Annotated in this window: 25 protein-coding genes and 1 riboswitch; of the genes, 21 read left to right on the top strand and 4 right to left on the bottom strand. The window is 43.3% G+C overall.

Going from position 1 to position 25764, the window contains the following annotated elements; translation table 11 throughout:
• The first annotated feature begins 2 nt into the window (after positions 1 to 2).
• The 7 genes from ezrA (at position 3) to rarD (ending at position 10350) form a co-directional block, all read left to right on the top strand.
• Positions 3 to 1697 (top strand): septation ring formation regulator EzrA, encoded by a 1695-nt coding sequence (gene ezrA, locus ACJ9PY_RS19515; protein ID WP_057276728.1) that lies wholly within the window; start codon positions 3 to 5, stop codon positions 1695 to 1697.
• A gap of 218 nt (positions 1698 to 1915) precedes the next feature.
• Positions 1916 to 3064, top strand: coding sequence for a cysteine desulfurase family protein (locus tag ACJ9PY_RS19510; RefSeq protein ID WP_411738773.1), 1149 nt, complete (start codon positions 1916 to 1918; stop codon positions 3062 to 3064).
• Positions 3061 to 4272 carry a tRNA uracil 4-sulfurtransferase ThiI gene (gene thiI, locus ACJ9PY_RS19505; protein ID WP_034309205.1) on the top strand — a complete coding sequence of 404 codons (1212 nt, stop codon included), beginning with the start codon at positions 3061 to 3063 and terminating at the stop codon, positions 4270 to 4272. The genes ACJ9PY_RS19510 and thiI overlap by 4 nt, the downstream gene beginning before the upstream one ends.
• Positions 4273 to 4354: 82 nt before the next feature.
• Positions 4355 to 4561, top strand: a complete 207-nt coding sequence (locus ACJ9PY_RS19500; protein ID WP_034309203.1) for an alpha/beta-type small acid-soluble spore protein — start codon at positions 4355 to 4357, stop codon at positions 4559 to 4561.
• Between the two features lie 1440 nt (positions 4562 to 6001).
• Positions 6002 to 7585, top strand: coding sequence for an acyl-CoA synthetase MbcS (mbcS, locus tag ACJ9PY_RS19495; RefSeq protein ID WP_048677943.1), 1584 nt, complete (start codon positions 6002 to 6004; stop codon positions 7583 to 7585).
• A 153-nt stretch (positions 7586 to 7738) separates the two neighbouring features.
• Complete coding sequence (locus ACJ9PY_RS19490) at positions 7739 to 9340, top strand: amidohydrolase (RefSeq protein ID WP_411738772.1); 1602 nt, start codon at positions 7739 to 7741, stop codon at positions 9338 to 9340.
• Positions 9341 to 9420: 80 nt separating this feature from the next.
• On the top strand, positions 9421 to 10350 hold the full coding sequence (gene rarD, locus ACJ9PY_RS19485) for an EamA family transporter RarD (RefSeq protein ID WP_048677941.1): 930 nt from the start codon (positions 9421 to 9423) through the stop codon (positions 10348 to 10350).
• Positions 10351 to 10443: 93 nt separating this feature from the next.
• Here the strand turns inward: rarD and ACJ9PY_RS19480 are convergent, their stop codons facing one another.
• Positions 10444 to 11271 (bottom strand): protein-glutamine gamma-glutamyltransferase, encoded by an 828-nt coding sequence (locus ACJ9PY_RS19480; protein WP_221408427.1) that lies wholly within the window; start codon positions 11269 to 11271, stop codon positions 10444 to 10446.
• Between the two features lie 217 nt (positions 11272 to 11488).
• A riboswitch (TPP riboswitch) is annotated at positions 11489 to 11598 on the top strand.
• A gap of 133 nt (positions 11599 to 11731) precedes the next feature.
• Here ACJ9PY_RS19480 and ACJ9PY_RS19475 point away from each other — a divergent pair.
• Genes ACJ9PY_RS19475 through ACJ9PY_RS19455 form a run of 5 tightly spaced genes read left to right on the top strand, consistent with a single transcriptional unit; the run spans position 11732 to position 15318 of the window.
• Complete coding sequence (locus tag ACJ9PY_RS19475; protein ID WP_411738771.1) at positions 11732 to 12727, top strand: ABC transporter substrate-binding protein; 996 nt, start codon at positions 11732 to 11734, stop codon at positions 12725 to 12727.
• 11 nt (positions 12728 to 12738) lie between these two features.
• Positions 12739 to 13023 (top strand): MTH1187 family thiamine-binding protein, encoded by a 285-nt coding sequence (locus tag ACJ9PY_RS19470; protein WP_034309193.1) that lies wholly within the window; start codon positions 12739 to 12741, stop codon positions 13021 to 13023.
• Positions 13020 to 13802: an ABC transporter permease gene (locus tag ACJ9PY_RS19465; protein ID WP_187049868.1), complete on the top strand. Its 783-nt coding sequence runs from the start codon at positions 13020 to 13022 to the stop codon at positions 13800 to 13802. The genes ACJ9PY_RS19470 and ACJ9PY_RS19465 overlap by 4 nt, the downstream gene beginning before the upstream one ends.
• Complete coding sequence (locus ACJ9PY_RS19460; protein WP_057277072.1) at positions 13792 to 14529, top strand: ABC transporter ATP-binding protein; 738 nt, start codon at positions 13792 to 13794, stop codon at positions 14527 to 14529. Before ACJ9PY_RS19465 ends, ACJ9PY_RS19460 begins: the two co-directional genes overlap by 11 nt.
• An 18-nt stretch (positions 14530 to 14547) precedes the next feature.
• Entirely contained in the window at positions 14548 to 15318 is a 771-nt protein-coding gene (locus ACJ9PY_RS19455; RefSeq protein WP_336059182.1) for a TatD family hydrolase, read from the top strand.
• A 262-nt stretch (positions 15319 to 15580) separates the two neighbouring features.
• Here the strand turns inward: ACJ9PY_RS19455 and ACJ9PY_RS19450 are convergent, their stop codons facing one another.
• Complete coding sequence (locus tag ACJ9PY_RS19450) at positions 15581 to 16381, bottom strand: NAD kinase (RefSeq protein ID WP_411738770.1); 801 nt, start codon at positions 16379 to 16381, stop codon at positions 15581 to 15583.
• Positions 16382 to 16586: 205 nt separating this feature from the next.
• Here ACJ9PY_RS19450 and sppA point away from each other — a divergent pair, with 205 nt between their 5' ends.
• From sppA to tpx, 5 genes are all read left to right on the top strand, one after another.
• A complete protein-coding gene (sppA, locus tag ACJ9PY_RS19445; RefSeq protein WP_063575484.1) occupies positions 16587 to 17588 on the top strand; it encodes a signal peptide peptidase SppA in 1002 nt (333 codons plus the stop codon).
• A 12-nt stretch (positions 17589 to 17600) separates the two neighbouring features.
• Positions 17601 to 18140, top strand: coding sequence for an RDD family protein (locus ACJ9PY_RS19440; protein WP_082854555.1), 540 nt, complete (start codon positions 17601 to 17603; stop codon positions 18138 to 18140).
• 100 nt (positions 18141 to 18240) lie between these two features.
• Positions 18241 to 18933, top strand: coding sequence for a DUF2953 domain-containing protein (locus ACJ9PY_RS19435; protein ID WP_063575485.1), 693 nt, complete (start codon positions 18241 to 18243; stop codon positions 18931 to 18933).
• A 16-nt stretch (positions 18934 to 18949) separates the two neighbouring features.
• Entirely contained in the window at positions 18950 to 19450 is a 501-nt protein-coding gene (gene ytfJ, locus ACJ9PY_RS19430; protein ID WP_057276717.1) for a GerW family sporulation protein, read from the top strand.
• 180 nt (positions 19451 to 19630) lie between these two features.
• Positions 19631 to 20131, top strand: coding sequence for a thiol peroxidase (gene tpx / locus ACJ9PY_RS19425; protein ID WP_063575486.1), 501 nt, complete (start codon positions 19631 to 19633; stop codon positions 20129 to 20131).
• 187 nt (positions 20132 to 20318) lie between these two features.
• Here tpx and ACJ9PY_RS19420 read toward each other — a convergent pair whose 3' ends face one another.
• Complete coding sequence (locus ACJ9PY_RS19420) at positions 20319 to 20630, bottom strand: hypothetical protein (RefSeq protein WP_098863997.1); 312 nt, start codon at positions 20628 to 20630, stop codon at positions 20319 to 20321.
• A gap of 809 nt (positions 20631 to 21439) precedes the next feature.
• Here ACJ9PY_RS19420 and ACJ9PY_RS19415 point away from each other — a divergent pair.
• The 4 genes from ACJ9PY_RS19415 (at position 21440) to ACJ9PY_RS19400 (ending at position 25385) form a co-directional block, all read left to right on the top strand.
• On the top strand, positions 21440 to 22426 hold the full coding sequence (locus tag ACJ9PY_RS19415; protein WP_034309170.1) for a class I SAM-dependent methyltransferase: 987 nt from the start codon (positions 21440 to 21442) through the stop codon (positions 22424 to 22426).
• Positions 22427 to 22602: 176 nt separating this feature from the next.
• The gene (locus ACJ9PY_RS19410) at positions 22603 to 23808 is read left to right on the top strand and encodes an acetate kinase (RefSeq protein WP_377331027.1); all 1206 of its coding nucleotides are present in this window, start codon (positions 22603 to 22605) and stop codon (positions 23806 to 23808) included.
• A gap of 225 nt (positions 23809 to 24033) precedes the next feature.
• The gene (locus ACJ9PY_RS19405; protein ID WP_048681081.1) at positions 24034 to 24876 is read left to right on the top strand and encodes an EcsC family protein; all 843 of its coding nucleotides are present in this window, start codon (positions 24034 to 24036) and stop codon (positions 24874 to 24876) included.
• On the top strand, positions 24873 to 25385 hold the full coding sequence (locus ACJ9PY_RS19400; RefSeq protein WP_034309163.1) for a molybdenum cofactor biosynthesis protein B: 513 nt from the start codon (positions 24873 to 24875) through the stop codon (positions 25383 to 25385). The genes ACJ9PY_RS19405 and ACJ9PY_RS19400 overlap by 4 nt, the downstream gene beginning before the upstream one ends.
• Positions 25386 to 25443: 58 nt before the next feature.
• Here ACJ9PY_RS19400 and ACJ9PY_RS19395 read toward each other — a convergent pair whose 3' ends face one another.
• Positions 25444 to 25758 (bottom strand): hypothetical protein, encoded by a 315-nt coding sequence (locus ACJ9PY_RS19395; RefSeq protein WP_034309161.1) that lies wholly within the window; start codon positions 25756 to 25758, stop codon positions 25444 to 25446.
• Between the last annotated feature and the right edge of the window lie 6 nt (positions 25759 to 25764).

Below are 25764 nucleotides of genomic sequence, written 5' to 3'. Positions count from 1 at the left end.
CCATGGATTACATAATTGGGGTAATTGTATTAATTTTGATTTTCATCATTTGGGGTTATTTTTTCAAAAAGAGATATTTTAAAGAAATCGATCGACTGGAATCCTGGAAAATAAGCATCACGCACCGCCCCGTGCTGGAAGAGCTTTCTAAAGTCAAACAATTGAACATGACAGGTGAAACAGAGGAAATGTTCGAAAACTGGCGCATTGAATGGGATGCCATCATTACGGATCATATGCCCGAAGTCGAAGAGCTTTTATTCGATGCCGAGGAATTCGTCGATAAATACCGTTTCAGCCGATCAAAAGAGATACAGCGCAAAATTACAGTCAAGCTGAATGAAATAGAGGAAATGATCAAAAAGATCCTATACGAACTGAATGAACTCGTAGGCAGTGAGGAAAAGAATCGATTGGAAATTGAGGATATCAAAGATTCTTACCGTCAATTGAAGAAATCCCTGCTTGCACACAGGCATAATTATGGGAAAGCGGCTGATAAGCTGGAAAGCTCCTTGGATGAAGTGTTGCAGATCCTTCAGAAATATGAAGAAGAGACCGTGAACGGCAATTATTTGAATGCGAGGGAGCTTGTTCTCACCATTAAGGACAAATTGGCGGTTCTGTCAGTTAAAATGGAAATGCTCCCAAAATTATTGGTTGATAGCCAATCCGAGCTGCATTCCCAGCTTAATGAATTGAAGGATGGTTATGAGGAGATGTCGGGACAGGGGTACCTGTTGAGCCATATCCAATTCGAGCAGGAGATATCACGGCTTGAGGAAGAACTGGATCTATATAAAACACAATTGGAAAATGCCGAAACGGAAGCAGTGGAAAAAGGCATTAAAGAAATGCGCGAAAGCATCGAGGTTCTTTATGACCTTTTGGAAAAAGAAGTACTTTCAAAACAGTATATCTTGAAAAATGATGAAATTCTCAGGAAAACGATTAGTGACCTTGAATATGAAAACGATAAACTTAAAGTTGAAACCATACATGTTCAACACACGTATCATCTGACGGAAAATGAGCTCGATGCCCAACGGAAAATGGAAAAGCAGATTGCCCAGATTTCAAAACGCCATCAATTGCTCGTCTTGAAAATGGAGGATAATGTGATGGCAAGCTCGCTTATCAGCGAAGAGATGCAGGGGCTTGCAGTACAGTTGAAGGAATTACAGGAAAATCAGAAAGACTTTACCGTTAAATTACAGGCTTTACGAAAAGATGAAATGGATGCCAGGGATTCACTGGCAGAATTGAAGCGCAAAATGGTCGATACTGGACGTTTAATTTCAAAAAGCAATATTCCAGGTCTTCCAGAAGAGTATAAAGTGGTGCTTCAGGATGCCAAAGAAAGCATGGATGACGTTCAGGGTAAACTTGAAGAAAAGCCGCTTGAGATGGCCGCTGTTTATATTTATTTGGAAAAAGCGGTTCAACAGGTGGATAAGGTCCACGAAAAAGCCCAAGAATTGATCGAGCATATGTATTTGGCCGAAAAGGTGATCCAATTCGGAAATCGTTACCGAAGCAGCCACGATATGGTAGCCGAGAGTCTAAGGGAAGCCGAAGCGAAATTCCGAAGCTATGAATATCAAGCAGCATTGGAAACGGCAGCCACTGCCATAGAAAAGGTCGACCCAGGCAGTTTACAAAAAATCGGTGCGAACATAGAAGAAGTCCTTTCCTGAAAACCCGCCATGGCGGGTTTTTTTCTTTTTGTAGATTAGGTGGGAAGTTAAATCATTCTCTGGAATAAAAAGAAGCGGGTATCCTATCATTCTTGGATCAGTGTTTTACATTCTCTTTCAAATTCAATTATGTTAATATTAGAAGTTGCAACAGCAACATTGAAACTTATATTTAGAAGAGTGACCATCATAGATATAAAAACATGGAAGGTGAACCCATGATTTATTTTGACAATAGTGCAACAACAAAACCATATCCCGAAGTAATCGAATCATTCATGAAGGTTACTTCGGACTATTTCGGGAACCCCTCTTCGCTTCATGGGCTTGGGGTGCAATCCGAAAAACTGCTTTCCGCTGCCAGAAAGCAGATTGCTGATTTATTAAAGGTGAAGAGTTCGGAAATATATTTCACTTCCGGCGGAACGGAAGGAAATAATCTAGCCATTAAAGGGGCAGCCCACGCTCAGGGAAATCGCGGCAAACACATAATCACGACAGCGATTGAACATCCTTCTGTAGAAGACGCATGCCAATCATTGACGAGAATGGGATATGAGATCACATATCTTCCCGTTAACGAATTTGGACAAATTAATATAACCGATCTTAAGGATGCATTGAGGGATGATACCATTTTGGTTTCCGTCATGCATGTTAATAATGAAGTTGGCTCGATACAGCCGATTGCTGAAGTGGGCAAATTGTTAAAACAATACCCAAACGTGCTCTTTCATGTCGATAATGTACAGGGAGCAGGTAAGGTTTCGTTATCATTGCGTGAAGCCAATGTGGATTTATGTACAATTTCCGGCCACAAGGTTCACGGTTTGAAGGGGACGGGCATCCTGTATGTTCGTGAAGGCGTTCGGGTCGACCCGCTTTTCCATGGTGGCAATCAGGAAACGAAAATCAGGAGCGGCACTGAAAATGTTGCGGGAATCGTCGCCCTTTCGAAGGCTTTGCGTATTAGTATGAACAATCAATTGCTGTATCATGATAAGCTTCAGCAAATCAAAACTTATTTATATAAAGGTTTGAAGGAAATGGACGGGGTGTTGGTTAACAGTCCCGAAGAGGGCGCACCCCATATTGTGAATTTTTCCGTTCCGGGACTTAAATCCGAGGTATTGCTGCATGCACTGGAATCGGAAGGAATATATGTTTCGACGACTAGTGCCTGTTCTTCGAAAAAAAGGACGGTAAGCAAAACGGTGGACGCGATGTACCATCATTCAGCTCGTTCCGAAAGCGTCATCCGTATCAGCACTACCTATGGCAATGAAATGGAAGAAGCAAAGCAAGTTCTGGCGGCGATACAGAAAATAGTCGCTAATTTAGAAAAAATAATGAGGGTTGCTAAATGAAATTTGATCATATAATTATCCGTTATGGAGAAATCTCCACTAAAAAAAGAAACCGTAAAGGCTTTGTAGACAAAATGAAGGCACATATCCGCTGGAGTTTAAAAGATATAGAAGGCGTAGTGCTGACAGCCAACCGGGAGCGGATGTACGTTCTCCTGAACGGTGCTGACCATGTGCCGGTCATTGACCGATTGAAAGGCATTTTTGGTATACAGTCATTAAGCCCTGCAATAAAAATAGAGCGTGATCTGGAAGTGATGAAAACGGCAGCATTGTATTACCTTAATCATACCCTTGAAGAGGTAAACACGTTCAAAATCACGACAAAACGCGCCGATAAGGATTTTCCATATAATACCGATGAAATTAACAGGGCAATCGGCGGGCATTTGCTCCGAAATACAGAAGATTTAAAAGTCGATGTAAAGAACCCAGATTTGAACCTGCTGGTGGAAGTGAGACGCGAAGCCGTGTATTTGACAGGTGAAATCATCCAGGGTGCAGGCGGTCTTCCATTCGGTTCAAGCGGGAAGGCGATGCTGATGCTTTCAGGCGGGATTGATAGCCCTGTTGCAGGCTTCCTTTCGATGAAACGGGGATTGGACGTGGAGGCGATCCATTTTTACAGCCCGCCGTTCACAAGCGAGCGTTCACGTCAAAAGGTCATTGATTTGGCAGGTAAGCTGGCAGAAATAAATGGAAGCATGAAAGTGCATATCGTTCCATTTACGGAAATCCAATTATTGATTCAAAAACAAATCCCGGAAAACTACTCAATGACTACAACCCGTCGTTTAATGATGCGGGTCGCCGATCGCATCCGTGAAAAGGAAGAAGCCATGGCACTTATAACCGGTGAAAGCCTTGGGCAGGTTGCAAGCCAGACGATGAGCAGCATGTTTGCCATCAATGAGGTGACGAATACACCGATCCTGCGTCCGCTGATTACCATGGATAAGACAGAAATCATCAAAATAGCAAGAGAACTCGATACTTTTGAAATATCCAATCTGCCGTACGAGGATTGCTGTACGGTCTTTACGCCGGCAAGCCCAAAAACGAAACCGAAACGTGAAAAAGTCAATTACTATGAAAGCTTCGTCGACTTTGAATCCTTGATTGAAAAAGCGGTCTCCGAAACAGAAATATTAACGGTTAAACCGGGTCAGACTTTCGATAAGGAAGAAGCGATGGAAGACTTATTCTAGTATCCTTTAATTACCAATAAAAATGTGCGAATGAAGCCATGTGTTTTAACACACTCTATAATCACAAGGAGGTGAAACACACATGGCAAACAACAACAGCTCAAACGAATTATTGGTACCTGGAGTTGAACAAGCTCTACAACAAATGAAATATGAAATCGCTACAGAATTCGGCGTACAACTTGGTGCCGACACAACATCTCGCGCTAACGGTTCAGTTGGTGGAGAAATCACAAAACGCCTTGTTCAAATGGCTGAACAACAATTAGGCGGAGGTTTCAACAGATAATTTCATAAATATGGCTACAGAGAGCGGGTTTTAACACCCGCTCTCTTTACGTTTGCGGAATTAATTTCGTGGACGCCGATTTAATAAATTCCTTAGTTTTACTACATATTTTTTACTGTTTTATATAATATGAAACATTATTGGAATGAAGGAAAGTGCGACATTCCTGCTAGCCGAGACCCCACCGAAAGGGAGTATGTGTAATGATTTCCACTCCAGGCACTCGCTTTCCGCGGGCGGTCCGTGAGCCTCCTCGGCGCTCGCCTGCGGGGTCTCCTTGGCCGCGCTTTTCCCGCAGGAGTCTCGTACCTTGCGTTCCAATCACTGGAACTTCTTTTTTAAGAAATATTGTAGGGAAACTGGCTCCTCATCTCCAATTCGTCTTTAGTCTGGCAGTTCCATCAATTTCCCGGCAAAAGGAGTTCCGAATTGCTCTCGCCCCGACCAAAATTTTAAAGGTAGACTAGATTACTCTTCATAGTTTTTTTCAGTATTCCTTAAAGGGTTGAAGAGATTTGCGACACTCCTGCCGAATAACTGGTTAGCCAAGACCCCACAGGCGCATGCTTTGATGAGGCTTGGCAGACAGCCAGTGGAAGGGGAACGGGTTTCTGAAAGTGGGTATGTGTAATGATTTCCACTCCAGGCACTCGCTTTCCGCGGGCGGTCCGTGAGCCTCCTCTCGGCGCTCGCCTGCGGGGTCTCCCTTGGCCACGCTTTTCCCGCAGGAGTCTCGTACCTTACGTTCCAATCACTGGAACTTCTTTTTCAAGAAATATTGTAGGGAAACTGGCTCCTCATCTCCAATTCGTCTTTAGTCTGGCAGTTCCATCAATTTCCCGGCAAAAGGAGTTCCGAATTGCTCTCGCCCCGAACCAAAATTTTAAAGGTAGACTAGATTACTCTTCATAGTTTTTTTCAGTATTCCTTAAAGGGTTGAAGAGATGTGCGACACTCCTGCCGAATAACTGGCTAGCCGAGACCCCACAGACGCTTGCTTTGATGAGGCTTGGCAGACAGTCGGCGGAAAGGGAGCGGATCTCTGAAATCAACTGGAATGTTTTCTTGAAAAAACTGCAGGCTGCTCACATCCCGAATATGTTTAAGACTAGTTTATCTTTTAAGTTTTTTTCAGTAATCCTTATTGGAATGAAGAGATGCGACACTCCTGCCGAATAACTGGGTAGCCGAGACCCCACAGGCGTATGCTTTGATGAGGCTTGGCAGACAGTCGGCGGAGAGGGATAGGGTTTCGAAAATCAGCGGAATTTTTAAAAAGAAAAACTGCAGGCAAACTCACTTTAGGAATTGTCTACAGGCTTAAGGGAGCGGATTCCTACACCCGCTCTCTTTTTTAATTTGTAAAAATAAATAGAAATTTTAGAGAAGTATCTTGTATAATGAGTAGGTACTAAGAGTTCATAATTGGAGGGGAAGAATATGAAGCGTGAAGACTTATTGGCTCCGGAACATTACAACTTAGTGAGTGAAATGGAACGTTATGCAAAAGATCCAGGTAAAGTTGCCGTACTTTGGGAGAACGAAACCGGAGATAAAAAACAACTTACATATGAGAATTTATTAAAAAGTGCAAATAAAATTGGAAATGCCTTCAAGAAAAAAGGACTGGGTAAAGGTGATACGGTCCTCATCATAATCCCCCGTTTGGTGGAAGCTTATCAAGTGTATTTAGCAGCATTGAAAATTGGCATGATTGTCATTCCTTGTTCTGAAATGCTTCGTGCGAAGGACTTGCAGTACCGAGTCAACCATGGTGATGTCAAAGGAATCATCAGTTATCATGAATATACTGACGAATTGAATGAAATAGAAGGAGCGGAAAGCCTCCTGAAGTTTTCAATCGGAAAACGAATCGAAAATTGGCTGGATTTGAATGAGCTCGCCGATGAGGAATCCGATCAGCTGACCATGGCTGACACGAAGAGTGAGGATATGGCATTCTTATCGTATACTTCCGGAACGACAGGAAATCCAAAAGGGGTCGTCCATACACATGGCTGGGCTTATGCCCATTTGAAAACGTCCGCTGCAAACTGGCTAGGAATCAGCGAAACGGATGTCGTTTGGGCAACTGCAGGCCCAGGGTGGCAAAAGTGGATCTGGAGTCCTTTCCTGGCGGTTCTGGGGACAGGAGCGACAGGCCTTGCCTATCATGGAAAGTTCGAGGCGAAAAAATATCTTCAGCTGCTTCAGGACTACAAAGTGAATGCATTATGCTGTACACCAACCGAGTATCGATTGATTGCAAAGGTGGATAACCTTGATGATTATGATTTATCCCATCTTCATAGTGCCGTATCAGCAGGAGAGCCTTTAAATCAAAAAGTGTTCGAGGTCTTTAAGAACCATTTCCAGATTGAAGTGCGTGATGGGTATGGACAGACCGAAAATACCTTGTTGGTTGGTGTAACGAAAGGCATGGAAATTAAATTGGGCTCCATGGGCAAACCGACTCCGGGCAACCATGTGGAAATCATCGATGACTCCGGTAAACCTTGTTCGCCTGGCGTAGTGGGGGATATTGCCGTACATGTCGATACACCTGCTCTTTTTAAAGAATATTTTAAAGATCCCGAGCGGACATCTCAGCAATTCCGCGGGGACTATTATATCACCGGCGATCAAGCGAAAAAGGATGAGGATGGTTATTTCTGGTTTGAGGGTCGTTCTGATGATATCATCATCAGTTCGGGATATACGATCGGACCGTTTGAAGTGGAAGATGCACTCGTTAAGCATCCATATGTTAAAGAGTGTGCCGTAATAGCAAGTCCTGATGAAATAAGGGGAAATGTGGTCAAGGCGTATGTCGTCTTGATGGATGATATCGATCCGAACAGCCAGGACTTGATCAAGACGCTTCAATCGCACGTGAAAGAATTGACTGCTCCATATAAATATCCAAGGAAAATCGAATTTTTAGAAGAGCTTCCCAAAACGACATCAGGTAAAATCAAACGGGTGGATTTACGGAAAAGGGAAGAAGCACTCCTTAACAATTGATCGAAATGCATGAACGTCAGCCTTCAAGGCTGGCGTTTTTTTATTGACAGGGACTTGGGTAAAAGCATAAATATGGGAATTCGTGTTATGAGATGGTACACTTACTGCATATCTGCACAGTAACAATCATTTAATAAGGAGTGTAAAGCCGGAATGGGAACGTTATGGTTCAATGGGTCAATTTATACGATGGTTAAAGAAAATGATAAAGTGGAGGCAGTCTTCACTGATAAGGGGTTAATTGTTGATACCGGCAGCCTGGACCATTTGAAAAATGAACATGCCGGCAATATTTCCAGGGAAATCGACTTAAAAGGACAAACGATGCTGCCGGGATTAGTGGATAGTCACCTTCATTTGGTCGGACATGGTGAAAGACTGCTTCGTCTAGACCTCTCTTTGATGGATAGCAGGGAGTCGATCATGAAATCCTTGAAGGAAAAGTGCTTAAAGACCCCGGCCGGAAAGTGGATCGTTGCCGAAGGGTGGAATGAAAATGAATGGCCGAGGCCTGAATTAATATTACGGGATGAGCTTGACGCGATATCGGCAGATCATCCCATCGTATTGAAAAGGGTCTGCCGTCATGCCTTGGTGGTCAATTCCCGGGCCCTTTTGGAAGCGGATATTAAAGAAGATATAAAAGAACCTTCAGGCGGGGTGATCTGCCGTTATCCTGACGGACGTTTAAATGGATTATTTAAAGAAAGCCAGGCGCAGAACCTTATTTTAGACAGCCTTCCCGGCATTGATCAAGAGTATATCGAAAACGCGCTCACAGAGGCCATAGAAGACGCATATAAGCTAGGTTTGACTGGCGGTCATACCGAGGACCTCCATTACTACAATGGCTTCATGCCGACATATCAGGCGTTTAAATCGGTAATCGAGGACCGGGAAATGGCCTTTCGCGCCAACTTGCTCGTCCATCACGAAGCGTTAGAAGAAATGCTGGCAGCAGGCGGCGGCTATCAGAAAGGTACGCGATATATCAAATTCGACAGCATGAAGATCTTTACCGACGGCTCCTTAGGCGGACGCACAGCCCTGTTGAGCGAACCTTATGTAGATCAAAAGAATACGAATGGAGTCGCGATATTCACTGAAAACGAGCTTCAGGAATGGGTGAAAAAAGCAAGGGCTGCCGGAATGCCGATTGCTGTCCATGCGATTGGCGATCTCGCTTTTGAATACGTATTGAATGCAATTGAAGCCCTCCCCCCGAAAAAGGGACAGAGGGACCGGCTCATCCATGCGCAGATTGTACGGCCGGAGCTTTTGGAGCGGGCGGCAAAGCTGCCGGTAATCTTTGATATTCAACCGGGGTTCGTTCCGTCCGATTTTCCGTGGGTGGAAGAAAAGGTACCAGCCGATCTATTGGAATCCTCCTATGCCTGGAGAACCTATTTGAACTTGGGCATCATTTGTGCGGGAGGGTCGGATGCACCCATTGAACCATTAAATCCGATTTTGGGCATTCATGCCGCTGTCACAAGGATGAAAATCAACAGTGAGGACCGTACCGTATATGGTTTGTCTGAAAGGCTTTCCGTTTTCGAGGCTTTCGCATTGTATACCAAAGGGAGTGCTGCAGCAATCGGCCAGGAAAAACGCCGCGGTGTGATCAATAAAGGGTACGATGCCGATTTTACCGTGTTTAATCTGGATGTCTTTGCTGTTGCACCGGATGATCTCCTGAAAGCTGAGGCGGTCATGACGGTCATCGATGACAAAATCATGTATGATAAAAATTAACAGTTGCAAAAAAAGAAATGGAAATACAAAATTGTTAGATGGAATTAGATAAAGGAATGTAAATGGAAAGAAGGCTTGTTATGAAAGTGGATCAACAAAAAGAAGGGGCGATTTATGCAGCCCTTTCTTACATGATGTGGGGAGTTGTGCCGGTTTACTGGAAGTTCCTTCAGGGAGTCGGTGCAATAGAAATTTTAGCTCAGAGGGTATTATGGTCTTTCGTGTTCATGCTGGTTTTATTGATGTTCATGAAAAAATGGCAGGCGTTTCTAGATTATGTCAAAAACATAATGGGCAATCCGAAACTCTTTACGGCATTACTAACGGCGTCACTGCTTGTTACAGCTAATTGGGGAGTGTTCATATGGGCCGTTAACTCAGGACGAATCCTCGACACGAGCCTTGGATATTATATCAATCCGCTCGTCAGTGTACTATTGGGAGTGATAGTCTTAAAAGAAAAATTGAGCGGGGCCCAAATCATTTCATTCCTGCTTGCAGGAATCGGAGTCTTGATACTTGGCATTCATTTCGGCACGATCCCGTGGATCTCTCTTGTTTTGGCCATGACCTTTGGATTATACGGTCTGGCAAAAAAAATGATCAAGGCCGAATCGGCAATCGGGCTGACGCTCGAAACGATGATGGTAACGCCTCTGGCCCTAGGTTACCTGATTTACTTGATGAACAGGTCGGAAATGCAATTCTTTACAGACGGGAGCACAAGCTTGCTGTTGGTGGGCGGCGGGATTGCCACGGCATTGCCTCTTTTATATTTTGCAAAAGGGGCCGAGAAGATCCCGTTATCGATGCTTGGCATTTTTCAGTATATCGCTCCGACCTTATCTTTATTGATCGGGGTATTCGTCTATCATGAAAGTTTCACCAAAGCACATCTTTTAGCCTTTTTGTTCATATGGTCAGCCTTGGCTGTTTATACACTATCCATAACGAAATGGGGGCAGGCAAGTGCCCGCAGGTTCAAAGGCAAAGGGAATATTGGTGCTTGAATAGAAAAAAATGCTTGGGGAATTTTCTGCCCAAGCATTTTTTTATGTCGACATTCAATAAAACGGATTTATGGCATAGGCGAAATGCCAGGGTCATGAAAGGTATATCTTCGAACCTATTTCAGAAACAATACAATTGGAAAGGCTGGCAGGACTGTTATCGGGCTTGGCACGGGGGTTATTTAGTTGGAATTGTCTATAGAAGGAACTATCCAGGGAAATGATATGCGTTGTCAGAAATGCTGATATGGTGGCGAATGGCTTTCTATTGCTATTTAATTCATCGATGATTCCCTGTGCAGTGGTAATCCCGATCCCGTGGCCATAAAAGAGGTTATTCCCTAATAATATGGCATTTTCACCTTGCCATTCAGGGGTTGCCAAGTCGTGATCAGGGTTTTTGAAGTAAACGCAATCACCTGGTAAATAATCCCTTCCTTGATGAATAATGAGAGCCATATTCTGTGGAGGGCGAAAGTCATATAAAAATAGGTCTGAAAAAAGATGGTCGAAATTCCTAGGGCCGATCAAATCCAAAATCGCCTTTAAAAAAGTGACGACCATTGCTGTACCGCATTCGAAGGCATAAAGCCCTCCATTCATGAAAATGTCAACGAGCGCAGCATGAGGGAGAATCCCTGGCTGGAGGGTAAAGGTGCCATCCTTTGAAAGGTGCCAATAACGTTGATTGGATTGAGACTCCTCAAGTGTGGAAAAATCCGGACCGCTTTTATCCAACGCAATAGCTGCCTCTATGACTCGGTTCCTCAGCTGTATCTCGAAATTAAAATCCCCAAAGTTCCGGTATTCAAAAACGTTAGAATCTTCCGCCAAGCATTGAAGAGTTTCAAGCGATTTGGCAGAGGCTGTACCTGGTTGGATTTGACTGACATCTAACCATTTGTGATTAATCTTTATCATGACATATCCACCTTTTGCTTATGAAATTAAGGGTTTAATAAAACAAGTAAACAAAAATGTCTACATGTAATGCTCATTATATGAATGCTTGAAAAGAAATGACTATTTGCAAGTATCCTGAAGTGCCAGGAATACATTTCCAATTAGAGAGAAGAAGCAAATTAGTATTCCTTTTTCCCTATGAATTGATATAATGAGAGAGAAAAGTTCATATGTGCGAGAAATGTAGGGGGGCCAGTACTGCTGGCTGAGATTGCATCCATTAGATGCTGACTCTTTGAACCTGATCTGGGTGATGCCAGCGGAGGGAACATATTATGACTGATTTTCTGTTTTGTATGTTAACGTCCGAATTCATCTTCGGGCGTTTTTTGCTTTTTTATCCAGTATTTGAATAGCCCTGGAGCCCTATTATGGTTCCGGCATATGAATCTTATAAGATGTGTAGGAGGATAATGACTTGAATAAATTCTTACCACTGTTAACTTCGTTCTTCCTTTTAGCTGGATGCGGAGCAGGCGGAACTAATGAAAAAGAAGAAGCATCTAAAAATGAAAAATTAAAGAAGGTATCGGTCGTGCTCGATTGGACACCGAATACAAACCATACAGGATTGTATGTAGCCAAGGAAAAAGGTTATTTTAAAGAACAAGGTCTTGATGTGGAAATTATCATGCCAGGTGAAGCTGGAGCTGATAAGCTTGTCGCTTCAGGGAAATCTGAATTTGGCGTGAGCTATCAAGAGGGCATAACGCAGGCCCGCGTACAGGGTGTGCCGATTGTTTCGGTAGCTGCCGTCATCCAGCATAATACTTCGGGATTCGCTTCCCCTGAGGCTAAGGACATTACGACTCCCAAGGATTTTGAAGGGAAAACGTATGGTGGCTGGGGATCTCCGGTTGAAAAGGCCATTATTGATTCACTCATGAAAAAGGAAAATGCGGATGTAAATAAAGTGGACATAGTCAATACAGGAGACATGGATTTTTTCACTTCGGTTAAAAGGGATATAGATTTTGCCTGGATTTATTATGGTTGGACAGGCATTGAGGCTGAGTTGCGAAATGAAAAGCTTAATATGGTGTACTTAACCGAATACTCTGATAAGCTTGATTACTATACGCCTGTTTTGACTACAAATGAAAAGATGATAAAAGAAGATCCCAAGACTGTTAAAGCATTCGTCCATGCAGCTTCGAAAGGGTACCGGTATGCGATTAAGAATCCTGATGATGCAGCAGATATGTTAATTGAGTCTGCACCGGATCTTGATCCAAAACTAGTGAAGAAAAGCCAGGAGTGGCTTGCAGCCAAGTATCAGGATGATGCTCCGCGATGGGGTGAACAAAAGCTTAAAATTTGGAAGAATTACAGTGAGTGGATGACTGAAAATAAGCTTCTTGAAGGTGATTTCGATCCTGAAAAGGCATTTACCAATGAATTTTTACCAAAATAGGAGGAAATACAATGGCCAATTCATTAATTAGTATACAAATTATTCCTAAAGGGGAAAATGTCATCCCTATGGTCGATGAAGCAATCAAGATCATTGAAGAATCAGGTGTCAAGTATGAGGTTCACCCGCTTGAAACGACAATGGAGGGGGAGCTTTCCGAGCTTTTTGCCGTGATAGAAAAAATGAATGTAAGAATGATTGAAATAGGATCGCCGAATGTCATTTCCCAAGTGAAAATATTATATCAGCCAAGCGGGATTACGATGGATACGTTAACGGAGAAATATCGGGCATGATCGGAAGGGGAATTTGGAAGAAGGGGGCTCCCTTCTTTCTTTTATTATTGTTGCTGATAGTATGGGAGTCAGTGACAGTCTTATTGAAAGTTGAAGAATGGCTGCTTCCCGCTCCATCGGCCATTTTCATTGAAGGAATTGAGTCGTCCCGCAATCTTTACGGACACCTTATATCCACAACCGAGCTTGCGTTGTCAGGTTTTTTTATTGGAAGCTGCATCGGCTTATTGATCGCGGCAATCCTGCACCTATTTCCAGGTGTGAAGGAAGCGGTTTATCCTCTGCTCATACTATCACAAAATATACCTATCATTGTTTTGGCGCCGCTTTTGGTGATCTGGTTTGGCTTTGGCATGCTGCCTAAGTTAATCGTGATTTCACTTGTATGTTTTTTTCCGGTTGCGGTCGCATCATTGGACGGTTTTCGCCAGACACCATACGAGCTTAAGCATTATTTCAAGATGATGGGAGCGGGGAAAAACCAGTTATTTTGGAAGCTGGAACTTCCTCACTCGATCCCGTTCATTTTCTCCGGCCTGAAAATTTCGGCTACCTATAGTGTAATGGGTGCGGTTATTTCGGAATGGCTTGGGGCAAAATCGGGGATTGGTGTTTATATGACTCTCGCTTCTTCAGCGTTCAGGACAGATCGGGTGTTTGTAGCCATTTTCATCATTATGGGAATGAGCCTGATTTTTTTTGGAATCATCACTTTCCTGGAGAAATACTTGGTTTCTTGGAAGAGAAAGGAGGGCGAAAAGGGTGAAGCTGGAAATTAAAGACGTATCCTATTCTTTCGATGGTAAGCAGAATATATTGGAGAATATGAATTTCCAAGTGAATGATGGGGAATTCGTTACGATCCTTGGGCCATCGGGAAGCGGTAAAAGTACATTGTTCCACTTGATCGGCGGGATTTTGAAGCCTGATCATGGCATCATTTCATTGGATGGTAAAAAGATAAATGGCTTAAAGGGACATATCAGCTATATGCCTCAGCAGCCTTCCCTTTTACCTTGGAGAACGGTATTGGAAAATGTTTTGCTTGGAAGTGAACTTGCTGGGACCAGAGATAAAGAAAAGGCAAAAAACCTTTTGATGAAAGCTGGTTTAGAAGAATACGATAAAGCATATCCCCATGAATTATCTGGAGGCATGAAGCAAAGGGCGGCATTCATTCGGAGTATCTTAAGTCCACAGGACTTGATGTGCCTGGACGAACCCTTTTCTGCCTTGGATGAACTGACTAGATTGCAAATGCAACAATGGCTGTTGTCTGTTTGGGAAGAAAATCGGAGGTCGGTGCTTTTTGTCACTCACAGCATAGATGAAGCGGTTTTCCTATCAGATAGAATTTATGTGTTATCAGCAAAACCGGCTGCTGTCATCAAAGAAGTGAAAGTTCCATTTTCAAGGCCAAGAAGAGAAGAACAGCTTCTTAGTGATGAATTTATTCATTTGAAGAGAGAATTATATGCAGCACTCAAGCCAACTTTCACTACTTAAGTAAGGAGGCGATACCATTTGAGAATCATCGACAGCCATATCCATTTGGATAAGTATGATATTGTTAAGCGGAAGCAAATCCAAAAAGACATGGAAAAGGTTCAGTTGGAATCCTTGCTGACTGTTTCCATGAATTTGGCTTCTTCGATTAACAATTATCAGCTTTCACTTAAAGATTCACGAATTAAGCCTGCCTTTGGTTTTCATCCAGAGCAGCCCCTCCCGAGTGATGAAGAAGTGTATGAATTATTGAGCTGGATACGGGAACATCGTCACGATATGGTTGCCATAGGCGAGGTTGGGCTGCCCTATTACTTAAGGCAGGAAAACCCCAATATTGATAACACAGCATATATAGTGATACTGGAGAGGTTCCTGACCTTAGCTAAAGAGATTGAAAAGCCGGTTATCCTTCATGCCGTCCATGACGATGCACCTATCGTTTGTGACCTTTTGGATAAGCATCAAATTACAAGGGCACACTTTCATTGGTTTAAAGGCGATATCCGGACAGTTGAAAGAATGGCCGAAAAGGGCTACCGCATTTCGATTACACCTGATGTTTGTTATGAGAGGGAAATACAGGAATTAGTTTCGGCCTATCCACTTAAGCTGATGATGATAGAAACGGATGGACCATGGCCGTTTGAAGGGGTTTTCAATGGGGAATGGACCCATCCCGGCATGATGCATGAAAGTGTGCGTCAAATTGCTTCGATTAAAGGATTGCCGATTGAGGATGTCTATGAAGCCCTTTATCAAAATACGAAAGATTTTTATCATATATAAAGGTACCGGTTATTATATCCGGTACCTTTTTTCGTTTGGCTCTTTTCGTAAAGATTGTTGTTTTTAAAACGAAACTATTTAAGGTTGATTGGAGAGGAAGTGCGAGACTCCTGCGGGAGCAGCGGGACAGGTGAGACCCCACAGGCGTTTACGCCGAGGAGGCTCACCGCCCGCACCAAGGAAAGCGAGCCTCTGGAGGGGAAATCAACCACAACTCACTACCTGGTAAATAGCAACAAATTATGTGAAAACAGCCTTTCGTTTAAAGAAAGGTCCTTTTAACCTTTTCCCAAAAGGAATTGTCTTTTAGCTTAACGGTCTTGATGACCTTACCGCTTAACCGGACCTTTACCTTTTCGACATGATTGATGCTTAACGCTTCATTGTCCATTCCGACGATCGGATAGCTTGGTCCGTTTTGTTCAAGGTGGACGGTCAACGTCTTAGCACCGCTTAAGATGAATGAGGAGCCTAGGGTCCGATAGGTATTATTATTGACGGAAGCAAGCTCGCTCACTTGGAAGCAAGGGAGAAGGGGATCGACAACGGCCCCATTGACCGATTTATTATAGGCGGTGCTTCCGGTCGGAGTCGCAATGATGATCCCGTCCCCGCGAAAAGTTTCAAAATGGAGTTGATCAATGAAAATATCCATGATGAACGTTTTGGTGATCGAAGAGCGGATACTGAGTTCATTAAGGGCATAGAAGGAGGGCTGATCGTCCAATTGGATAGAGATGGTTGGATATTTACGCACCTCGATTTGCTCCCTTGTCATGGCTTCAATCATTTTATCACTGTCTTCCAAGTGGAAATCGCAATACATATTCAAGTTACCTGTCGTGGAAATGCCCGCATATAAACAGTCATCCCTGAACCCGGTTTTACGGGCTGCCTGCAGGAATGTGCCGTCATCACCGATGCTTACGATGATGTTCGCTTTTGTGAAATCCTGGATGACTTCATACGAATGTTGCTCCGCCAAGTCTGATAAGTATTCAACCTTGCTGAGCATCTCTTCATTCGGTGCATGAAAAAAATAAATATTCCTTCGAGTATCCATCGTATCCCCCCTAGTATGTATGGTGATGAAAGGGCTTTCTAAACCCTGTTTATAATAAATGAAATTTGTGCAAAATGGACCAATGCATTTCCAATTTGAGGATTATTTGCTACAATTTTATATGTCTTAGTTTATCATGGAATGAAACATTTTTGGTATTAGTTCGTATGGTAAGAAGGATACATATATTTAAGGGGGAAAACAGATGAATGGAAAGCGTTGGGCTGCACTTGGAATCGCAGCCGTTTTATTTTTTGTATCTATTGCTGTAGGGGCGGCCACTACTCTATTTACAGCGGATACGGAAAATATCATTGATGAATTATTTGCTTCCGAAAGTGCATTTTACGAGGAAGTCATAGAAGGCGATGATTACACTAATGTTATTGCCGTATTTGATGTAGAGGGCACGATTCAAGATACAGGAGAAGCCTCATTACTTAGTTCAGCAACATATAATCACCGTGCCTTCATGGATAAGCTGAAGATGGCAGAGGAAAATGATGATATCAAAGGGATTATCCTTCGAGTGAATTCTCCAGGCGGCGGTGTCGTCGAAAGTGCAGAGATTCATGAAAAGATCCTTGATATCAAGAAAGTGAAAAAACCTGTTTATGTATCAATGGGGTCTATGGCTGCTTCAGGCGGATATTATATTTCTGCACCAGCCGACAAGATTTATGCCAGCCCAGAAACGATGACGGGTTCACTTGGAGTCATCATGCATGGGTATAATTACGAGAAGCTGGCCAAGAAGTATGGTGTCGAGTTCGAAACCATCAAAAGCGGACCACACAAAGATATTATGAGTCCAACCCGGGAAATGACTGGGGAAGAACGTGAAATACTGCAGAATATGATTAATAATTCTTATGATCAATTTGTAAAAGTCATTGCTGACGGACGCGGAATGACAGAGAAGGAAGTAAGGGAAATTGCTGATGGACGCATTTATGATGGACGTCAGGCTAAAGAAAATCATCTAATCGATGATTTCGGCCATTTGGATGATGTAATTGCCGCAATGAAAACGGATATCGGTAAAAAGGATGCTCAAGTTATCCGTTATACAGATGAGGCAGGTTTCGGTTCATTATTCAGTATGGGTGCGCAAAAAATGTTGGGAAATGATGTGGAAACGGCAGTCTTGACAAAAATCCTTTCCTCTTCAAATTCTCCACGCTTAATGTATTTGTATGCGGAATAGGGGGGCTGAAGGATGACGGAAAGAAATGAAAACAATGAACAAATCGCTTCATCCAATCTAATGGCAGATCAAGAGGTTCCCGTTCAGCAGGAATTTACATCAGCCAAAAAGGCTGTGGGTGATGATGAAGTCAAAAAAGTGCATTTTGCTGGTTTTTGGATGAGGTTTTGGGCCTATTTAGCCGATCTATTGGTTATCGGAAGCTTGAACCGGATTTTGATTCATCCCATCTTTAAATTTTATGAAGGGACAGATGACCTCTGGTTCTCCGCAGAGGGCTTCTTAACGGGGATCGTATTTTTCTTATACTTTGTATTGATGACCAAATTCTTGAATCAAACCCTTGGCAAGATGATTTTTGGACTGAAAGTGGTTGCCTTGAAGGAAGAGAAAAAAACCATTTCATGGAGCACGATATTGTTCAGGGAGCTGATTGGCCGCTATATTTCAAAAGTAACCTGGATTGGATATCTCTTGGCAGGCCTATTACCGAAGAAACAGGCTTTGCATGATGTCTTTGCAGACACGGGCGTTGTGTTGATCAGAAGATGATTTCTTCCATTCATAAATCTGTAAGAGCGTGATTTTCGCTTTTGCAGGTTTATTTTTTTTTGTATATGCCGATAATGATAGGCTGAAGGGGTGTAGGTGCATGAAGTGGCTTTTGATGATTATGGGTATCCTCATTTTGGTGCTGCTTATTGTTATTTTTACTAAAGTAAGAGTGTCCATCGACTACAAGCGTGTCCAAGCGAATGACCTAATACATATTAAATTATCAGCTTGGTATGGGCTTTTTCACTATACATTCAAGGTTCCGGTCATAAAAATGGAAGATGACTCGGGAACTGCAGTAGTAAAGAAAGAGCAAGAAATGAACGGAAAAACAAATAAGGAAGAAAAGAAAAAAATCACAGCCGAAGATTTGCGGGACGGATTCGCAGACATTCTGGAAACGCTTCAGCATATAATCGGATTCCATAAGATCGTCCGTAAATTCGCTGGGAAAATCCAAGTCAAAAAATTCACCTGGCATAGTAAGGTCGGTACTAAAAACGCTGCACACACCGGTGTTTTAACTGGTGCATGCTGGGCACTTAAAGGTTCAATCATCGGTTTGCTGACAACCTATTTCAACTTTCGGATCATGCCCTCCTATTCCATTACACCCGACTTTCAGAGATGGCAGGCAAATACGTCGATTTCCTGCATATTACAATTCAGAATCGGGCAGGCTATGGTGACTGGAATAAAACTGCTTCGTTATTGGAAAGGCGGAAAGCCGCATTTCAAGTCGAGTAAATTAGCGAAGCTATCAGGTGATTCCAATAAACAATCGTTCTAGAGTGGAGGGAATTTAAATGTCAGATCATCCGATCCAAGGTTTAATGAAAGAAGCGATGGAAAATCTTAAAGAAATGGTCGATGTGAACACGATCATTGGGGATCCGGTAGAAACTCCGGATGGAAGTGTCATTTTAACTGTATCCAAAGTGGGGTTTGGTTTTGCAGCCGGTGGCAGCGAATTTGTGATGGATGGAAACCATCAAGGACAGCAAGGCGGTTCCAAGCAGCCTTTTGGCGGCGGTAGCGGCGGTGGGGTCTCCATAACACCAATTGCCTTTTTGATTGTCGGTTCCCATGGAGTGAAAATGATTCATCTCGATGAAGGGACGCACCTTCTAGAAAAAATGATGGATTTAGCTCCTCAAGTCGTCGATAAGATTCAGTCCATGCTATCCAAGAAAGACAATTATCAAAAGCAAGGCAATAATCAAAACCAAGGAAATAATCAATACCAAGGCGGCAGTCAACCAGCTGTAAACAGGTACCAAGAACCTAAACAGGATATAGACTTCTAATTGCGACTCGGCATCCGCCGAGTTTTTCTTTTTGCTGCATTCTTCCTTTGCACCGAAAAAAGCTCGGATGGCGAACTTGTGCATGCATCATTCACATTTCCTGATTCAATTAATTGCAAAATTCCGGCAAAACAAATATTATTATGCTTGTACATATAGCAGAAAAGGGAGGAATTATTAATGGCTTCAGTTACATTTAAGAACAACCCGATCACTTTAGTGGGACAAGAACTAAAAGTTGGGGACAAAGCACCTGATTTTACAGTATTGGCTAATGACTTATCACCGGTTACTTTAAACGACTCCAAAGGTTCTGTCCGCATTATCAGCGTTGTTCCATCCGTGGATACAGGCGTATGTGATGCACAGACACGTAAATTCAACGAAGAAGCGGCAAAATTGGATAATGTGAAAGTACTGACGATCAGTAACGACCTTCCTTTCGCGCAAAAACGCTGGTGTGCTGCCAGCGGCTTGGACAATGTTCAAGTTCTTTCCGATCACCGTGACCTTTCATTCGGTGAAGCATATGGTGTCGTCATGCAAGAACTTCGTCTATTGGCTCGCTCTGTATTCGTTGTGAACAGCTCTGATGAAATCACATATGTAGAATATGTGAGTGAAGGTACGAACCATCCAAATTACGAAGGTGCAATCGAAGCGGCGAAAGCGGCAAAATAAGATGCGAATTTAAGAAACCGGGCACAATGTGCCCGGTTTTTTGTTATAATGTTGATTTTCTTGTTGATAAAAACCATGACGTTGAAGTGGACAGGTCCTTTTTAGGATTTAATGTTCATTGGAAAGTTGTGTCGATCGATACATTTCATTTCAATTGAAGGGTATCATTTATTATATCTGGATTCAGTTAAGGCTCGAATGTCGGACCATTTTGTGGTAAAACAACCTTGCCAGACCATTCCTGACCATTAGGTGTTCCAACTCTTATGTCAATTTCATTAGGCCACGATGGCATTTGTCTTGGTCCTGGGAAAAACCCCGCTTGTTGCCCTGCTCGAAATCCTTCTCGATATCCTTGTCGATACCCCTGACGAAATCCTTGACGAAAACCTTGTTGAAACCCCTGCTGTTGCCTGTTAAATTCATCTGCTGACTGAATATCATGTTGCTGATTTACCGGATTAACCTGCCCATGATAGTTTTGATATTGATTATCCATATATAATCACCACCTCATGCATGGTATTCTGTTTGGGCCTTCATTGAGCCTATCCAAGTAATAAAAAATTACAGGGCAACAAAACAACCCGTTTTAGACAAAAGGTTTTCTATCTGAATTTCAAAACACAGTTGATTGGAACGTAAGGTACGAGACTCCTGCGGGAAAAGCGTGTCCAGGGAGACCCCGCAGGCGCAAGCCGAGGAGGCTCCCCGACCGCCCGCGGAAAGCGAGTGTCTGGAGCGGAATCAAGTCCCCCAATAACATTTCATGGTGACCAGTCCTAGCCACTTTGTTAGACAAAAGATTTCTATCTAAATTTCAAAACAAAGTTGCTTGGAACGTAAGGAACGAGACTCCTGCGGGAAAAGCGTGTCTAGGGTAGACCCCGCAGGCGCAAGCCGAGGGCAGACCGCCCGCGGAAAGCGAGTGCCTGGAGCGGAATCAAGTCCCCCAATAACATTTCATGGTTCGGGTTGTGACAATCCAAGCCACTTTTTTAGACAAAAGGTTTTCTATCTAAATTTCAAAACAAAGTTGAATGGAACGTAAGGAACGAGACTCCTGCTGGGAAAAGCGTGTCTAGGGTAGACCCCGCAGGCGCAAGCCGAGGAGGCTTCCCGACCGCCCGCGGAAAGCGAGTGCCTGAAGTGGAAATCAACGTCCGAATTTTACACCTTGTATTTAATAATTTCAAAAAAGAAAACGGTACGTTAAATAATCGAAGAATGATGAGCAGGACGTACGGCTTGTATCTCTTTCTTCTTACCTTTAAAATAGGGACAGAAGCAAACAGGAGGAATTAATAAGTGAAGTCTACCCCAGTTGAACAATTATTTTATGAATTTGATGAAACAGCTCAAATATTGCAAAGTGAACTATCATGTACGTATCTGGACGCCTTGGGCGAAACGGGCGAGAATTTCTTCCAAGGGAAAGTCCTGCAGGATGAAATCAGTGAAGTATCGAAGAAAAGGTTAGCGAAGCATTATGCAGATTTTTCACCAGAGAAATATGAGAAGGAAGCAATCCGTAAAGCGTATCAGCTTGCCATTTTAAAAGGCATGCAGCAGAGCGTTCAGCCGAATCATCATATGACTCCTGATGCAGTCGGCATGTTCGTCAGCTATTTAGTCGGTAAATTCACCAAGGACCAAAAAGAGATAGTCATGCTCGATCCAGCCATTGGGACGGGGAACTTACTATTTGCGATCATGAATCAGCTTACTGATAAGAACATCGCTTCATATGGTGTCGAGATTGATGAAACCTTGATCAGGCTTGCTTATGCTGGTGCCAACCTGCAAGAACATCCACTGGAATTTTTCAATCAGGACAGCTTGGAGCCACTTTTCATCGATCCTTCAGATGTTGTGGTCAGTGATTTGCCGATTGGTTATTACCCGAATGATGTGCGTGCAGCTGAATATGAATTGAAGGCCGACAAGGGACATTCGTATGCACATCATTTGTTTATTGAACAAGGTGTTAAACACGCGAAGGATGGCGGACACCTATTCTTCATTGTCCCGAATAACCTGTTCGTCTCGGAGGAAGCTCCGAAACTCAATGATTTCCTGAAGAAGCATACACATATCCAAGGGATGGTGCAACTGCCGCTTTCCATGTTCAAGAATGAATCGGCTGCCAAAAGCATCCTGATCCTTCAAAAGAAAAAAGAGGGGATCGAAGCTCCGAAGAAGGCATTGCTTGTACAACTTCCGAAGTTGTCGGATTTCGAAGCGACAAGGTCTGTCATGCAACAGATGGATGATTGGTTTAAAGAGGAAAAATAATCAATGAAAGCTGATGCCGCAGGCATTGGCTTTCATTTTTTTTTGAAGGAATGATTATTGCAATTCTTCGTTATCATTTGGTTGAAATCGCATGCCATGATAAGATTGTACTATACACTGCACGTTTCATTGAGATGAACATGGAAGAACTAACTTAGAGTAAAGGAGCAGGAGCGATGTCAAAAGTCATGGCTATTAATGCGGGCAGCTCTTCATTGAAGTTTCAGCTTTTTGAGATGCCTAGTGAAAAAGTAATTACAAAAGGTATTGTAGAAAGAATCGGCTTGAAAAATTCCGCCTTCACTTTAAGCGTCGAAGGCGAAAATGTTTCTGAAACGGTGGATATACCCAATCATGAAGTGGCTGTAGGGCTTTTATTGAAAAAGCTCATTGACCATCGCATCATTGACTCCTTTGAAGAGATAGATGGCGTAGGGCATCGGGTGGTGCATGGCGGCGAGGTATTCAGTGACTCGGTCTTGATCACGGAGGATGTAATAGAGGAAATCGAAAAGCTTTCCGAGTTGGCGCCCCTTCATAATCCAGCCAATATCACCGGAATCCAAGCCTTCAGGCGAATACTTGATGATGTGCCAGCGGTTGCGGTATTCGATACGGCCTTCCATCAAACGATGGCAGCAGGTTCCTATTTGTACAGCTTACCTCTTGAATATTATGAAAAGTACGGAATAAGGAAGTATGGGTTTCATGGTACTTCACATAAATATGTATCGCAGCGGGCTGCCGAAATGATTGGCCGCCCTATTGAACAGCTTCGATTGATATCCTGCCATTTAGGGAATGGTGCAAGCATTACGGCCATAAAGGGAGGCAAATCGATTGATACATCAATGGGGTTTACTCCCTTGGCCGGTGTTACCATGGGAACGCGGTCAGGGAACATCGACCCTGCACTGATTCCTTATATCATGGAGAAGACGGGAAAAACTGCAGATGAAGTGCTGGATGTCCTGAATAAGGAAAGCGGCATGCTAGCCCTTTCCGGATTTTCCAGCGACCTGCGCGATATTCAAGTTGAAGCGGATAAAGGAAATGAGCGGGCTGAACTCGCACTTAAAGTATTTGCAGATCGGATTCACAAGTACATTGGCTCCTATTCAGCTAAAATGGGAGGTGTGGACGGCATCATTTTTACAGCGGGCATCGGTGAAAACAGTCAAAAGATTAGAGGGCGTATCTTGGAGGGACTTGAGTTCATGGGGGTATATTGGGATAAGGATCTCAATCATACCAAGGGCAAGGAAGCGTTCATCAATACACCTTATTCACCTGTCAAAGTCATGGTCATCCCAACCAATGAAGAAATCATGATTGTCAGGGATACCGTGAAAATAGCTTTGAAAGAAACCTGGAAAGCATGACTTCCTGTTTTTTATAATGATCTCCTTATCTCTTTGGTAAGGGGGTCTTTCCAGTGAATGAAGTTTATCAATTTTCATCAGCGGAATTCGACTTCTTGTTGATATTATGTATTGGCAATCCATATCCTTGAACGCCGGATCGCCCTCATCCATTCTGAGAAATGCTTCTTTCTATGGTATACTTAAGGGAGAATCCACCAATTCTGTACATAGGAGGCTTGATGCATGGAATTCACGAACCGGGAAATGAAAGTTTGGAATGAAATTAGTGAATGGCAGGAAAAACTCTATCAATATGAGCCAACGGATCTTGCTGCATTGTATGATAAATGGTTGGAGCAGGGGTTTGCCCTGCTACCGGAAAACGTCCAACAACAGTTTTTTGAAAAGCTTGATACTTGGCTTTTTCATTTGCATGCCATGGTTCAGAGCTCACAAGTTCAAATAGATGCAAGAGAGCGGATTTTAGCATCTGCGCGCGTGTTTAATGAAGAAATCGAAACGTTGAGTGATTTGAATCACTTATCGATCGACCAGTTGAATTACATAGCCAATCAGCATATCGCTAAGCATCGCTTATATTCTTTTGCACAAGGCGGGATGAGCGGATCAGGAGGCCTGCTTTTGCTGGGGAGCGATATTCCGGCCATGACCGTCATCAATGTCAGGATCGTACAGCTGATTGCGATGTCTTATGGTGTCGAGGTGAATACACCGTTTGAAATGATGCTTGCCCTTAAGGTATTCAATGCAGGAGCGATGCCAAAGAGGCTCCAAGGAATAGCCTGGGAAGAATTGATTCGTGAGGTACAGACAGCAGAAGATGACTATTTTTATTTAGGAATCGAAGAATTGACAAACCCTACATGGATGGAACAGCCGCTCAAGCAGCTGTTGAAAGCATTATCCATTGCCGTTTTCCGCAAAAAACTGGTTCGGGGCATACCGTTCATCAGCATGGCCATCGGGGCTGGATCCAATTATCAAATGACCCGGAATGTCAGTGAATTTGCCCAGAAGTTCTATCAATATCGTTATTTACTGGAAAAGAAGGCTGATGGAGAATGAGTGTCAAGAATCATAAAAAGGCCGTCACGGAGGCAGTTCGCTGCATGGTGATAACCGTCAGCGATACGCGCGATGAAGAAACGGATAAAAGCGGGGCACTGATGAAGGAATTATTGAAATCGAGTGGTCATGAAGTGACGGAATATGTAATCGTTAAGGATGAGCGGAAGGCGATTCAGGATGCGGTCACTTCTGGCAGTCAAAGCGGCATGGTTGATGTCATATTAACAAATGGGGGCACTGGCATCGCCAAAAGGGATGTAACGATCGAGGCGGTCAAAGAATTGATGACCAAGGAAATACCCGGTTTTGGCGAGATTTTCCGTATGCTCAGCTATCAAGAGGATATCGGGGCGGCTGCCATTCTATCCAGGGCAATTGCCGGAGTCGTGAACAACAAAGCGGTTTTTTCCACCCCAGGTTCATCAGGGGCGGTTCGGCTTGCAATGAATAAATTGATTCTTCCGGAATTGGGACATGTCGTCGGTGAACTTCGCAAGGATTTATAAGAGGGATGCAAAAAAAGCCACAGTTTTAAACTGTGGCTTTTTTTGCATGGAATAGGCCTTAATTATGCATCTTTTCCGTCACGGCTTGATTGGCACGATACCAAAGCCATAAATCATTGATGATGGAAGCAAGTTCCGCAATTTCGGAATTGAGCTGGCATGATTTGGCGAAATTACTCTCATCGGAGAGCCGAAACTGCTTTCGGTTTATCGTGGATTCCAGTTCCTTGATGCGGTCCGGAATGCTTCCCCTGATATTCTCCCAATGTACGAGTATTTGCTGCTGCTCGCCTTTTGTATATTCATCCCACTCCAGATTCAAATCAGGAATGGAGATGCCGAGCCTTTCATCATAGATAAATAGTTCTCTCATATGCCC

Source organism: Peribacillus sp. S4 (genome assembly GCF_046715815.1).
GTDB classification, from domain to species: Bacteria; Bacillota; Bacilli; order Bacillales; family DSM-1321; genus Peribacillus; species Peribacillus frigoritolerans.
The sequence above is the reverse complement of the archived record's forward strand: the minus strand, read 5'-3'. Positions and strand labels throughout refer to the sequence as shown.